This is a genomic window from Shewanella sp. UCD-FRSSP16_17 (assembly GCF_001675935.1).
Lineage (GTDB): Bacteria > Pseudomonadota > Gammaproteobacteria > Enterobacterales > Shewanellaceae > Shewanella > Shewanella japonica.
On the sequence record NZ_LZFV01000013.1, the window covers coordinates 491,398 to 504,803 of the forward strand.

The 13,406-nt window shown below is 40.8% G+C and carries 13 protein-coding genes; all 13 read left to right on the plus strand.

Translation table 11 applies throughout. The annotated features are described in order from the left end of the window. The 13 genes from mmsB (at window position 1) to A9267_RS11200 (ending at window position 13,405) form a co-directional block, all read left to right on the plus strand. Window positions 1-909 (plus strand): 3-hydroxyisobutyrate dehydrogenase, encoded by a 909-nt coding sequence (mmsB, locus tag A9267_RS11140; protein ID WP_065109192.1) that lies wholly within the window; start codon window positions 1-3, stop codon window positions 907-909. A gap of 36 nt (window positions 910-945) precedes the next feature. Further along, entirely contained in the window at window positions 946-1,704 is a 759-nt protein-coding gene (locus tag A9267_RS11145) for an SDR family oxidoreductase (RefSeq protein WP_055023012.1), read from the plus strand. 137 nt (window positions 1,705-1,841) lie between these two features. Then, window positions 1,842-2,072, plus strand: coding sequence for a hypothetical protein (locus A9267_RS11150; protein WP_055023011.1), 231 nt, complete (start codon window positions 1,842-1,844; stop codon window positions 2,070-2,072). Window positions 2,073-2,385: 313 nt separating this feature from the next. Beyond that, window positions 2,386-3,981, plus strand: a complete 1,596-nt coding sequence (locus tag A9267_RS11155) for an ABC-F family ATPase (RefSeq protein ID WP_082419856.1) — start codon at window positions 2,386-2,388, stop codon at window positions 3,979-3,981. A gap of 185 nt (window positions 3,982-4,166) precedes the next feature. Then, window positions 4,167-6,158 carry a methyl-accepting chemotaxis protein gene (locus tag A9267_RS11160; RefSeq protein WP_065109193.1) on the plus strand — a complete coding sequence of 664 codons (1,992 nt, stop codon included), beginning with the start codon at window positions 4,167-4,169 and terminating at the stop codon, window positions 6,156-6,158. 270 nt (window positions 6,159-6,428) lie between these two features. Next, window positions 6,429-7,199 (plus strand): class I SAM-dependent methyltransferase, encoded by a 771-nt coding sequence (locus A9267_RS11165; protein ID WP_065109194.1) that lies wholly within the window; start codon window positions 6,429-6,431, stop codon window positions 7,197-7,199. Beyond that, a complete protein-coding gene (locus tag A9267_RS11170; RefSeq protein WP_055023008.1) occupies window positions 7,200-7,598 on the plus strand; it encodes a hypothetical protein in 399 nt (132 codons plus the stop codon). 498 nt (window positions 7,599-8,096) lie between these two features. After that, a complete protein-coding gene (locus tag A9267_RS11175) occupies window positions 8,097-8,975 on the plus strand; it encodes a virulence protein (RefSeq protein ID WP_065109195.1) in 879 nt (292 codons plus the stop codon). Window positions 8,976-8,980: 5 nt separating this feature from the next. Continuing rightward, complete coding sequence (locus A9267_RS11180; protein ID WP_065109196.1) at window positions 8,981-9,895, plus strand: alpha/beta fold hydrolase; 915 nt, start codon at window positions 8,981-8,983, stop codon at window positions 9,893-9,895. Next, entirely contained in the window at window positions 9,892-11,226 is a 1,335-nt protein-coding gene (locus tag A9267_RS11185; protein ID WP_065109197.1) for a DUF4056 domain-containing protein, read from the plus strand. Before A9267_RS11180 ends, A9267_RS11185 begins: the two co-directional genes overlap by 4 nt. Next, window positions 11,213-12,517: a BamA/TamA family outer membrane protein gene (locus A9267_RS11190; protein ID WP_231919082.1), complete on the plus strand. Its 1,305-nt coding sequence runs from the start codon at window positions 11,213-11,215 to the stop codon at window positions 12,515-12,517. The genes A9267_RS11185 and A9267_RS11190 overlap by 14 nt, the downstream gene beginning before the upstream one ends. A 128-nt stretch (window positions 12,518-12,645) precedes the next feature. Continuing rightward, the gene (locus tag A9267_RS11195) at window positions 12,646-13,041 is read left to right on the plus strand and encodes a GFA family protein (RefSeq protein ID WP_065109198.1); all 396 of its coding nucleotides are present in this window, start codon (window positions 12,646-12,648) and stop codon (window positions 13,039-13,041) included. A gap of 82 nt (window positions 13,042-13,123) precedes the next feature. Continuing rightward, window positions 13,124-13,405 carry a putative quinol monooxygenase gene (locus tag A9267_RS11200; protein WP_065109199.1) on the plus strand — a complete coding sequence of 94 codons (282 nt, stop codon included), beginning with the start codon at window positions 13,124-13,126 and terminating at the stop codon, window positions 13,403-13,405. The last annotated feature ends 1 nt before the right edge of the window (window position 13,406 follow it).

Sequence of the window (13,406 nt, forward strand, 5' to 3'; positions counted from 1 at the left end):
ATGGCAACTGTAGCATTTATTGGACTCGGTAATATGGGTGGCCCTATGGCTGTAAACTTAATTAAAGCAGGCATGACCGTGACTGTTTTTGATTTGGTTCCTGCAGCGGTAGATGCACTCACATCTCAAGGTGCGCTTAGTGCCAAAACTGCCTGTGGTGCTGCGGCTTCGGCAGATTTTGTGATAACTATGTTGCCCGCTGGAAAGCATGTCCATAGTTTGTATATTGGCGATGCTGACAATAAAGGATTGTTGGATGTTGTAGCAGAAGATGCAGTGTTAATTGATTGTTCGACCATTGATGCAGGCACTGCGCAAACAGTGGGTGCACACGCGAAAGCAAAAGGCATTGAGTTTATGGATGCGCCTGTATCTGGTGGCACAGCTGGCGCCGCAGCGGGCACATTAACCTTTATTTGTGGTGGCTCAGATAACGCGTATCAAAAAGCACAAACGGTATTAACTGTGATGGGGGCAAACATATTCCACGCAGGAGCAACGGGTGCAGGTCAAATAGCTAAAATTTGTAATAACATGCTGTTGTCGGTATTGATGGTCGGTACGAGTGAATCTTTGCAATTGGGTATTGATAATGGTTTAGACCCTAAAGTGTTATCTGATATCATGAAAGTCAGTAGCGGTGGTAACTGGACTTTAGAGAAATATAATCCTTGTCCAGATGTCATGGACAATGTGCCATCATCAAATGATTACCAAGGCGGATTTATGGTTGATTTGATGGTGAAAGATTTAGGCTTGTCTCAGCAAGCATCATTGGCGTCAAATTCTAGTACGCCGATGGGAGCATTAGCACGTAGTTTATATGTAAACCATGCAAGGAAAGGTAATGGCCGCCGCGATTTTTCAAGTATATTTGAGCAGTTTGCTCAAGCGGATAAGAAATCATAACGATTGATTTTAATAAATTAAGAAAGGATCCAGTTAATGGAAATTAAAGATAAAGTTGTTGTCATTACTGGCGGAGCAGGTGGATTAGGGCTAGCGATGGCGCAAGAGTTTGCCTCTCAAGGCGCAAGACTTGCACTTATCGATGTTGATCAAGAAAAATTAGAGCGTGCTTGTGCTGATTTAGGAGCGACAACAGAAGTACAAGGTTATGCCTTAGACATTACTGATGAAGAAGACGTCGTGGCAGGTTTTAACTATATCCTTGAAGATTTTGGTCAAGTGAACGTATTAGTTAACAATGCAGGTATTCTTCGTGATGGCATGATGATCAAAGCAAAAGAAGGTCTTGTGACTGACCGTATGTCTTTTGAGCAGTTTCAATCGGTCATCAATGTTAACTTAACAGGGACTTTCTTGTGTGGGCGTGAAGCGGCTGCAGCGATGATTCATTCAAAGCAAGCAGGGGTAATTATTAATATCTCTAGTATTGCTAAGGCAGGTAATATTGGTCAGTCAAATTATTCTGCATCTAAAGCTGGTGTTGCAGCAATGAGTGTTGGTTGGTCTAAAGAACTTGCGCGTTATAACATCAGAAGCGCCGCAGTTGCGCCAGGTGTAATAGCAACAGAAATGACCGCTGGTATGAAACCAGAAGCCTTGGAGCGTCTTGAAAAAATGGTGCCAGTTGGGCGTTTAGGTCAAGCACAAGAAGTGGCTGCAACAGTTAAGTTTATTGTTGAAAATGATTATGTAAATGGCCGCGTTTTTGAAATTGATGGCGGTTTAAGCATGTAATTGCTACTGACTCAGACTAAAGCCAACCCGTTAATGGTTGGCTTTTTTATTACTGCGATTATTGTTACCATCTTGGCGAGTGTTATCGACAGCACTTTGTTCAGGGTATTTCACAGAATAATTAAAGGGATTGCGAAATGGATAGGCTAGAAAAAGCAATGAAGCTAACCATGCTGACAGTGGGGATTGCTGGTATTGCCGTGATTTATTTTGGCTTCTTTTATCTGCAATATAATGCTGAATTAGGCATGACAATGCCGTGGTATTTTTTGATCTCTCCTTGGGTGTGTGTTTATTTTGGACTAAGTGAACAACAACAAAGCGCCACTATTGCCTGGTTTACTCGAAAATTCACCGCAAAGAAATAGTCTGTTATTCCCTTCATTCTTCAGTTACTGAGTGGTTCTGACCTTCAATATTCCCCATCTATCATTTTTGACTTAATAAATTCATGGAATTTCGCCTGTTTTATGGCGCCTTGTGGCTAAGTTAAGTTGAAAAAATAAGCTGAAATGCTATAGTACGCCGCCTATTTAATATGGCCATGCTTAACTAATTAAGGGTGGCTAGAAACCAGTGCTAACTGAGCAATAACCGCTATACTCGTTGAACGTTATAGCCGTTACATAATTCGGCACTGGTTTTTTGTTTTTATCATAACTTGAATTTTGGAATCTCATTTTGATTACTACAGCTAACATCACCATGCAGTTTGGTTCAAAGCCTCTGTTTGAAAATATCTCAGTTAAATTCGGTGGCGGTAACCGCTACGGTCTTATCGGAGCCAATGGTTGTGGTAAATCCACCTTCATGAAAATCCTAACTGGTGACCTTGAGCCGTCAAGCGGTAATGTGTCAATTGACCCAGGCGAGCGCATGGGTAAGTTGAACCAGGATCAGTTTGCATATGAAGCATATTCAGTGGTTGATACTGTGATCATGGGTCATAAAGAGCTATGGGAAGTTAAGCAAGAGCGTGATCGTATCTACTCATTACCAGAAATGAGTGAAGAAGACGGCATCAAAGTGGCTGAACTTGAAATGCAGTTTGCTGAAATGGACGGTTACACTGCTGAATCTCGTGCTGGTGACTTACTGATGGGCGTCGGTATTGGTGTTGACCAACACTTTGGCTTAATGAGTGAAATTGCACCAGGTTTCAAATTACGTGTGCTACTTGCACAAGCCTTGTTCTCAGACCCAGATGTATTATTACTTGATGAACCAACCAACAACTTGGACATTGATACCATTCGCTGGTTACAAGAAATGCTAAACCAACGTAATAGCACCATGGTGATTATTTCGCATGATAGATATTTCTTGAACTCTGTATGTACCCATATGGCAGATATCGATTACGGTGAACTACGTGTTTACCCTGGTAACTACGATGAATACATGATGGCAGCGCAGCAAGCTCGTGAGCGTCTACAGTCAGATAATGCCAAGAAGAAAGCACAAATTGCAGAACTTCAAGGCTTCGTAGCTCGTTTTTCGGCTAACGCATCTAAAGCAAAGCAAGCTACATCACGTGCTAAGCAAATCGATAAGATTAAAATTGAAGAAGTTAAAGCATCTAGCCGTGTGAATCCGTTTATTCGTTTCGAACAAGAGAAGAAATTGTTCCGTAACGCATTAGTGGTTGAGCAGTTAGCTAAAGGCTTTGACGAAACGCCGTTATTCTCTGGTTTTGACATGATGGCTGAAGTTGGCGAGCGAATTGCTATTTTGGGTGAAAATGGCGTGGGTAAAACCACCTTGTTACGTACCTTAGTCCATGATTTACCACAAGATGCGGGTACGATTCAATGGTCAGAAAACTCAAACATTGGTTATTATGCACAGGATCATGAAGCTGATTTTGCTAATGATATGACCTTGTTTGATTGGATGAGCCAATGGCGTAAGCCTGAAGATGACGACCAAACAGTACGTGGTATTTTAGGACGTATGTTATTTGGTTCTGACGATATTAAAAAGTCAGTAAAAGTCTTATCTGGTGGTGAAAAAGGTCGCATGTATTTTGGTAAGCTTATTATGCAAAAGCCAAATATCTTGCTGCTTGATGAACCAACTAACCACATGGATATGGAATCAATTGAGTCATTAAACAACGCGTTAGAAATGTATGAAGGTACGTTGTTGTTTGTATCTCACGACCGTGCGTTTGTATCATCTCTTGCTACTCGAATTCTTGAAGTGACGCCACAAGGCATTAATGACTTCAAAGGAACTTATGATGAGTTCTTAGCAAGCAAAGGCGTTGAAGGTTAAGCTAAAGCTTTTATTTAAATAGCCGATAAACCTGTAATACTCATATAGAGTTTTACAGGTTTTTTTTTGCGCGAACGATATTCTCATACTAATTTGAAAAGAAATTAAGTCGCCTTAGTTACATCAAAGCATGTAATTTATTGCGATAAATTGCATGGAGCACTTACTCTAAGGGTAAAGATACAATGAAATGGATTACCGATCTAAAAACGCTACATAAACTGCTATTGCTAATTGTCCCGCCTCTGCTGATTTGTCTGATTTATGGTGGCATGTTTGTTCACAATAAATATGAAACTAAATCAGAATTAAATACGGTACTTTCGTTAACTGAGCTCGCTGTAATTAATAGTGCATTAGTCCATGAGTTACAAAAAGAGCGTGGCATGAGTGCCGGCTATATTGGTTCACAAGGACAATCATTTGCCGATGCGCTACCTCAGCAGCGTGGGATGTCTGATAGACAAATAAGTCGTTTTAATAGCATTCCAAATGTTGATGATTTTCCTGTTCAGATTAGTGCTACTTTGAGACAAATTAGCAACCAGTTGCAGCAATTGCAGTCAATGAGACGTTCTGTTGATTCATTGACGGTTACGGTTGCTGATGAAGTGAAGTATTACACAGGTTTAAATACGGCATTGTTATCGGTTGTTGATGAAACGGCAATGCAAAGCACTGACAGTGAATTATCACTCAAGTTGGCATCATTTGGTGCGTTTTTACAGTTAAAAGAACGTGCCGGTATTGAGCGTGCTGTACTTAGCACAACCTTCGGCCAACAAGGGTTTAAAGATGGCGTTTTTAGCCGATTTGTCACTTTAGTGTCTGAACAAAATACTTATGGTGAACGCTTTAAGGCGTTAGCGACTCCAGATTGGATATCGCAATTTGAACAAGTTTCACGATCTCGAGAACAGTCAGCGGTGCAGCAATTACGTGATATCGCTTTTTCTCAAGATGTCACTAATATCAGCGCCCAAAATCCGGAAACTTGGTTTAGCACTTCTACAGCAAGAATTAACGTGCTAACTGACTTTGAACATTTCTTAGCTGATGATTTGATTAAGTTAACTAAACTAAGATTGGATTCAGCCAACCAAATGATGTGGACATCATTACTCGCATTAACAATATCCATAGTATTGCTAGCGTGGTTGAGTTTATCAGTGTCTAATTACTTGAATAAGAGCTTGAGTCACTTATTTGATAAAGTCACCCATGCAGGTAACCATTTTGATTTAAGCACGCGGATTGAACACAAATCTGCAGATGAATTCGGCCAATTGTCTGCCGCCTTTAATGCCATGATGACTGACTTTGAAACGATAATCGCTCAAGTTAGACAAAGTGCTTCGCAAGTGGTGAGTGTTGTTGAGCAAGTTAATGGTCATACTCAGACCATGAAGCAAGATGTTGAACTTGGCTACCAAGAGGCTGAGCAAGTGGCTTCGGCTATGACTGAGATGAGTGCAACAGTCACTCAAATTGCGGCTAATGCGGTGCAAGCATCAGATGCATCTACGTCTGCTAATAAAGAGGCACATATTGGTAATAAGGGCGTTTCACAAACGACGGTATCGATAAAACATCTTGCCAGCGAAATCAATGAAGCCTCAAATGCGATCGAGACATTAGATCAAGATGTGCAATCTATTGCGACTATTTTGGATGTCATTAGCGCGATTTCAGAGCAAACTAATTTACTGGCACTTAACGCGGCCATTGAAGCGGCAAGAGCGGGAGAGCAAGGACGAGGCTTTGCTGTTGTGGCTGATGAGGTCAGAACCTTAGCGCAACGAACACAATCATCAACGGACGATATCAAGCGGATGACTGATAGGCTTAAATCAGGTGCTCAGTTAGCCGTTAAAACCATGCAGCGTGGCATGGTCAGTGCTGATGAAAGCGTTATTGAAGTTGAAAATGCGGGTAAAGAGTTGAAACAGATTGTGGCGGATGTTGATGTTATTGACAGTATGAATCAACAAATTGCTTCAGCAACTCATGAACAAGCAGCTGTTGCCGAAGAAGTGAATCAAAATGCGATGAAAATCAGTGAGATTTATAATCAAACGCAAGAAATCGCTAATGCGTTAAGTCAACTCAATGAAACCTTACTTGAAGATGCAGCAGTGATGTCTGAACAAGTTCAGAAATTTACTCTAACTCGGTAATAATCGCATTGAGTATTGTTTAAATTCAGAAAAGTTGACGTAACAAAGGCCGGCACTTGTTGTCGGCTTTTTTTATTTACACCATTTTATGTAAACAAATTCAGAAAAAGCTAATGTATTCTAGATTTTGATAATAAAAGGCATTAAGGTTGCTGAAATTAAGGCAAGTGCTTACATATACACTAAAAATGTACTATAGAAGAATGTGCATTACACTATAAGGAATCGGTTTAATACGGTATTGGGCTGTTAAAAACGGATTAAGTTTAAATGGATTATTTAGCGACAAACAAACAGGCTTGGAATGAAAGAGCAAAAGTGCACTTTGACTCATCGTTTTATGATGTTCCAAGCTTTATTGCTGGCGAAACCACATTGACTGAAATTGAGCTCGCAGAACTCAATGATGTTGCGGATAAGTCGTTATTACATCTTCAGTGTCATTTTGGGTTAGATACGCTGTCATGGGCAAGAAGAGGGGCTAAAGTGACTGGTGTTGATTTATCAAATACAGCCATTGATAAAGCGAATGAGCTGGCTAAACAATGCCAAATAAGCGCTGATTTTGTTTGCTCGGATGTTTATAGCTATTCAGCTGATAGTCAGCATAGTTTTGATATTGTCTTCACCTCGTTTGGCGCTATTTGTTGGCTGCCTTGTTTGACTCAGTGGGCAAAAGTGATAGCAGATAATTTAACATCCGGTGGCACCTTTTATATGGCTGAATTTCATCCTGTACAGGATGTGCTAGAAGGGTATCCGTATTTTCATCAATCCAAGCCAGATATTGTCACTGAAGGCAGTTATACTGATGTAGAAGATGATACGCCGCAAACGATGGTGACTTGGGCACATTCATTGGGAGAAGTGATTAACGCTTTGATACAAGCTGGTATTCGCATTGATAGCGTCAATGAATATCCTTATAGCCCTTATAATTGCTTTGAAAACTTAATTGAGCAGCAACCGAACCAGTTTCACTCTATTGTAAAAGGCCAATCAATTCCTTTGGTGTTTTCTATAAAAGGAACAAAAACGTAAATGTTATTTTCAACCGATCAAAAGTTAGACATTGGTAATCGTTGGTTAGGCATTTTTACTAAAGTCTCTTTAGGGATTTGTGCAGCTGTTGCACTAATGTATTGGTCATATTTTTATGTCAGCCCGAGTGTGACAGTTAAGAATAGCTCTGAATTTGTTATTGATTCTGCAGTCATTCAATTGCCACATAGTCGTCTCGATTTTGGTGAGATAAACATTGGTGAGCAAAATCGAATCTACTATGACTTAGCTCAACTTGATGGTGATTATCAGTATCAGCTAGTGCTTAATAGTGGTGAAACCCTTGATGGACGATGTGGTTATGTGACTAATCTTGAAGTCAATAAACGTGCTGTGTTGACTCTTAATGATAACGGGAAAATCCGTTGTGATTTTTAGTATTTTATTTATATTGTCATCTCGTTAAGCTTAACCACAATTTTGAATCTGTTCATTCAAAAGCTAATTTATATCTCACTCTTATGTCGACAAACACTTTGAACAAACGCTGAAATACGGGCTCCCCCACGTATTAGCGAATCAAGCTGAAGCTATGGCTGTCCGTCATTATCCTTTCTAAACGAACAAATAACAGTTTGATACACATGTTAAGTTTGTGGTGGGTCATCTGGGTGGTTGTTAATTGCTCTGGCTTGCTGTTAGTGGCATTGTCAAGATATTGGATTTCTTAAACATCCATATTCCTTTTAGCTCAATTTTAATTTTAAATTAATACTTCATCTCTATCATCCTCGCTCCCAAATTTATCTGTCTATTTTATCATCAATGCTGAGATTAATTTTACCAGTACAGAAGCATTGAATGAGTCACTTATTTATTTATCTCAATGTTTTTAATGTTGATTAACATTGAAGCTGTTAAGGATTTTTCGCTCTAATGCTACGAACTTTTACTCTTGTTATTGCTCTTTCGACGCTTTTTATTAGTCATATCGTTTTTGCTGAAGATTCGATAGAAGTCACTCCCAAATACCAACGTGCTTTCCCTATTTGGGCACAAGAAGCGATTGATTTAGGTTACGAACTCCCAAAACCTTATGGCTTTAGCATCAATTATATGATGATGGAACAGCCTTTAGTGGTCGATAGTGTTGCCTTTACAGGATTAGGGGACTTTATTGATGACAAGATTTCGATTAATGGCAGCGAAGCACTACAAGACTCTGAAACATTAACGTTTCGGGCAGACATGTGGGTGCTTCCATTTTTGAACTTGTATGGTGTTATTGGTCATACAAAAGGCAGTAGCGTCGCCAATGTGCAAGTGGATGTCGATTTACCTTTTTTCCCTGAGTTAGATCCTTTTGATTTTGAATTAAATTTTAAAGGAACAACCTATGGCGTTGGCGGCACCATTGTTGGCGGTATTGATAACTGGTTTGCGTTATTGGATGTGAATTATACCAATACAGATCTGGATATTCTCGATGGTGAAATCAGCACGATAGTTGTGTCGCCACGAGTGGGGTATCGCACCAAAGTATATGGTAATGATCTGCAGGTATGGGTCGGTGGTATGTACCAAAACGTTGAACAGACTTTCAGTGGCTATCTTAAAGATATTCTTCCTATCGGTGACTCGAGTATTGGAGATCTGATAGGTGATGGTAAATTTGAAGTTAACCAACATCTAGCTGATAAATGGAACACCTTGGTGGGGGCTCAATTACACCTTGGCGCTGGCTTTGACTTGTTGCTTGAGGGTGGTTTTGGTACTCGTACAAGCTTTATGGCCTCCATTGGATATCGGTTTTAATACTGATGCGATTATTGATTACCAGTATCGTTATTTGGCTCATTTCCGGTTGCTCGACCGTCTCTATGGTGGATAGTTATCAGCAAAAACAGCTAAGTAATGCTGGTTTTGAGCGAAACTATTTAACGCTAGCGCAGGACGGGGAATTACATTATTGGCAAGGCGGCAATGAACAGGATCCTGTAATCATTTTACTCCATGGTTTTGGTGGTACAGGCATGACAAGTTGGTATGAAACCATGCAAAATCTTGTCGTCGATTACCATATTATTGTTCCTGATTTATTGTGGTTTGGCGATTCATATAGCCATGCTCCAGCAACCATTGAAAGCGAAACTTCGGCGATTCAACAGCTCATAAGTGAACTTAGGCTTAAACAAGTAAACCTTGTTGGTATTTCGTTCGGTGGCTTTGTGACGTTTGACTTAATGATTAAAGCGCCAGAAGTAAAAAAAGCAATGATGCTTGCCAGTCCGGGGATTGTCTTTAGTGATGCTGATATGGATGCGATGAGTGAGCGATTAGGCCAAACAACCCCTGAAGCGGTGTTTGTGCCTCAAGATAAAGAAGGTGTAAGGCATCTTTTGGAACATACCTTTGTCGCACACCCTTGGTACCCAAGCTTTATCGATGAACAAATCTATCAAACATACTTTGCGAATTACCTCGAAGAAAAACGCTCGTTGATTACCACATTACCTGCGTATCGAAATCAATTGGAACCTGCTGAATTCAGAGATAACTTGCCTCCATCTTTATTGATATGGGGTGAAAACGATCAGGTGTTTCCATTAGAGAAAGGGCATGAGTTTTCAGTTTTTCTAGATGCGCCACTTATCATTATTCCTGATGCTTCCCACGGGCTAACGAATGACTTTCCGGAGCTCATCAATCAAATGATCCGAGATTTTATAAAATGATGCAGTTTCTCAACAAAAACCTATTACTCCTTTCAATAATCACTATCGCTAGTGGCTGCTCAAGCAGTGAATGGCAAGTCAGTGCGACGCCATCTGATGTGGCAGTGGAAGCAGCGCTTGATAATGAGCCTGACAACGCATTACTCAAGGACATCAAATTACCAGAGCAAGCAGCTTTACCTTTACCGACAAGTGTTAGACCTTGTTGTGCATTTGGTAGTGGCCAGAAAGTTAAACTTGGACCGATTCCGGTGCCATTTTTTAGACATGCCAATACGATTGAGCTGGATGATATTGGTGCTCATGCGTTTGAAGCGGGAAGCTTTAGCCATCAAAAGTCGGCGCCGAATGCTGGCCGAAGTGGTGAGAATAACGGTTTGGTATACACCCTAAAAGGTGGCTTTATTGACCTCGCTCATGTGCGTGATACTGCTGATAACGCTGTGGCTTTGTTTTACCGCATTCAGCCTTATTTAGGTGAGGCGCAAACTATTGAGCTGCCGTTTGAAATCGGTCCAAGAACCATTGAGTTAGCGGCGTTTGACGTCAGCGAGTTAACCGCTACTGAGCGCTGGGAACTGGCGGCAAGTATAGCGGTTCGTTTGGCTTACTCTATGGCAGAAGCCCATGAAATCGCGCAATACCATGGTTATCGTAGCTTTAGTCTCTGGACCGAAGATGTGTCGGCGTATTCACCTGAAGATCTTTACTCGAATATGTTAGGGGCGAAAATCGCTCTTGCAGTGCTCACCAATAATTTAGCCATGACACGTCAGCAATATAATTTTCATATGACAGCGTGGATTTCTGCAACCATCGCTTGGTTAGAACCCGTTTCTGCCCAACAAACTGATGCCATGTTTGAAGCCATTGATGGTTATTGGTGGGATTCAAACGAACCGTTACCGAATAAATTCATGCTGCTTAAACGTCACTATGAATTAGGAGATGAACAATCACCTTACATCGTGCCTAAGGGCTTGGCATTTATTAGTAAATCATGGCCAGCGATCAGCGCTCTTTATGAGCAAACGGTTGAGCCGCATGAGTTACAACTTGCCAATCTTGTCCACGGGATTGCCATCGATGATGTCGCAAAGCAGTGGCTATTCGTAGACCCTAAATTTTCAGCCTCATTTGATCATGTGCCTGCATCGCTTTGGCAGCAAGGTTTTACACAAGAGCAGTTTCTTGAGTTATCTCGTTATAACCAAATTCGAGATCAAGCCATGTTAGCTGAACATTTAGCTAAGTACCCTAAGTTGCCATTGGCGAAACAACTGAAACAAGCTGATAGCTCAAACCAAGGACACGTTAATGAAGCTAATTAATTCTGTGGCACGCACATTGGCTGTTACAGTGAGCTCAAAGCGCAATCATGCTTGCAGGCGTTCAGCGTTACTTTTGCCGATTTTATCTCTATCAATTTCACTCATGCTGAGTTTTAGTGTGTTAGCAGCACAGCCTCAATCAGTGAATGGCGCGACTAAACAGATCACAGAACAAGAGCTGCATAAGGCTAACGGTGCTGATGAAGTGCCATTTCAAGACGACAATGAAGCGCTCGGCTGGGTAGAAAATTTTTTACAAAAGCTGGGGGCTGATGGCGAATTTGACCCGAGTAAACCTATTGATTTTAGCTTTTTACCAGGGCCATTTTACAATCCTGAAATGGATTTAGGTGTTGGCATTTCTGCTGTAGGCTTGTATCAAGTTGATCCTGACGATGAGGTAAGTCAACTATCTTCGTTGGTCATTAATGGTTTAGCCTCTATTAATGGCGCATTAGGTGTGTCCATTGAAAATAAAACCTTTCTGAATGAAGATAGGCAGCGCCTATATCTCAACGCCGAATTGTCAGATATTCCCGATGTGTTTTATGGCATTGGGTATGATGAAAACTATCAAGATGATAATCGTACTGATTTTAGTGGCAGAGTGATTAGTGCAAATCCAATGTTCCTTCAGCGGGTGTCGTCAAATGTGTTTGTTGGAGCAGGTTTTGACTTCAGTTATGCCAAAGCCAGTAGTATAGATATCTTAGAATCTGAAGTTGATATCACGCCATTAGAAGCGTCATCACGCAGCGTAGGTATTAACTTATTGGCCAATTATGATAGCCGAGATAATGTACTCAATCCTGAACAGGGAAAAATTGCTCAGATAGATGTCGGTGTATATCGTAAAGACTTAGGTAGCAAAACAGACTTTGAAGTCGTTAATGCTCTATACAGCACTTATTATCCAGTTGCAGGTAGTGACGTTCTGGCATGGCAAATACGTGGTCGATTTACCCATGGTGATGTACCTTGGGATCAGCTATCTAAAGCTGGTGGCGGAGATTTACTACGAGGTTACACCTCAGGTCGTTATCGCGATAAGCAAATGCTCCTTGCTCAAGTAGAATATCGTCAAAACTTATCTGGTCGTCATGGCATGGTATATTGGGTAGGTGCTGGGGTTATTTCTGATAAATTTAGTGAATTAGCGTCATCTGATGTGCTACCCAACACGGGCATTGGTTATCGTTTTGAAGTGAAACCGCGAGTTAACCTTAGATTAGACTTGGCCTTTGGTGATGGCGACAGTGGGTTTTATTTCAATGTAAATGAAGCTTTTTAGGTTTCAATCTTGTTTTTTCAAACTTGTATTTTAAATCTTCTATTTTAAAAATAGGCATCTGGATTGAGTGATGTGCATGCTATAACGTTACTCTGGATAAGTATATTTAAAGCATGGAGGCTTGATTAATGATACAAAAAGTTGGTGCAACCCTTATTAAGCTGCGGCATATTGCTCGTTGCCATTGCGGCGAAGTGAACATTGAATTGTTTCTCCCTAATGGAATAGAAAATCCCAGACGTTGTGATTGTTCTATTTGTCGCCGTAAAGGTGCCATTGTGGCTTCTGTTCCTCTAGCAAATTTAACGATTATTGCAGGCGAGCAGCATTTAACTTGCTATCAATTTAATACTCATACCGCTAAACATTACTTTTGCTCTAAATGTGGCATCTATACACATCACCAACGACGCTCCAATCCCAATGAATATGGCTATAACATTGGGTGTCTGGTTGGAGTGAACCCATATGAATTAGGCGATGTAGTGATAAATGATGGTGTAAATCATCCTGCTGACAAGTAGGATTACAATAAGCGCAAAAACAAAGCTAAGCGTTAGTGTTGTCGTTTAGTTTTAGCTATCACCCAACTTCAAGGAAGATGAATTGAGTAGAGTCAGATTAACAGGCTATATTTTAGTGGCTGATGAGGATTTATCCGCAGTAAAACAAGCCTTACCTTTGCACCGCAAGCTGACGCTAGCAGAGTCTGGCTGCGTTAGTTTTGAAGTGCTTCCTGATAACAAAAATCCCAATAAGTATAATGTCGATGAAGTGTTTACAGATCAAATGGCATTCGAAGTGCATCAAGCACGAGTGAAGCAATCAGCTTGGGGGCGGCTTACTGTCAATGTCACTCGACATTACCAAATGAGTGATACCGAGTAAT

What these genes read in the sequence shown, in the direction of transcription:
- mmsB (WP_065109192.1), top strand. Translation starts at nt 1, where the DNA reads ATGGCAACTGTAGCATTTATTGGACTCGGTAATATGGGTGGCCCTATG.
- A9267_RS11145 (WP_055023012.1), top strand. Translation starts at nt 946, where the DNA reads ATGGAAATTAAAGATAAAGTTGTTGTCATTACTGGCGGAGCAGGTGGA.
- A9267_RS11150 (WP_055023011.1), top strand. Translation starts at nt 1,842, where the DNA reads ATGGATAGGCTAGAAAAAGCAATGAAGCTAACCATGCTGACAGTGGGG.
- A9267_RS11160 (WP_065109193.1), top strand. Translation starts at nt 4,167, where the DNA reads ATGAAATGGATTACCGATCTAAAAACGCTACATAAACTGCTATTGCTA.
- A9267_RS11165 (WP_065109194.1), top strand. Translation starts at nt 6,429, where the DNA reads ATGGATTATTTAGCGACAAACAAACAGGCTTGGAATGAAAGAGCAAAA.
- A9267_RS11170 (WP_055023008.1), top strand. Translation starts at nt 7,200, where the DNA reads ATGTTATTTTCAACCGATCAAAAGTTAGACATTGGTAATCGTTGGTTA.
- A9267_RS11175 (WP_065109195.1), top strand. Translation starts at nt 8,097, where the DNA reads ATGCTACGAACTTTTACTCTTGTTATTGCTCTTTCGACGCTTTTTATT.
- A9267_RS11180 (WP_065109196.1), top strand. Translation starts at nt 8,981, where the DNA reads ATGCGATTATTGATTACCAGTATCGTTATTTGGCTCATTTCCGGTTGC.
- A9267_RS11185 (WP_065109197.1), top strand. Translation starts at nt 9,892, where the DNA reads ATGATGCAGTTTCTCAACAAAAACCTATTACTCCTTTCAATAATCACT.
- A9267_RS11190 (WP_231919082.1), top strand. Translation starts at nt 11,213, where the DNA reads ATGAAGCTAATTAATTCTGTGGCACGCACATTGGCTGTTACAGTGAGC.
- A9267_RS11195 (WP_065109198.1), top strand. Translation starts at nt 12,646, where the DNA reads ATGATACAAAAAGTTGGTGCAACCCTTATTAAGCTGCGGCATATTGCT.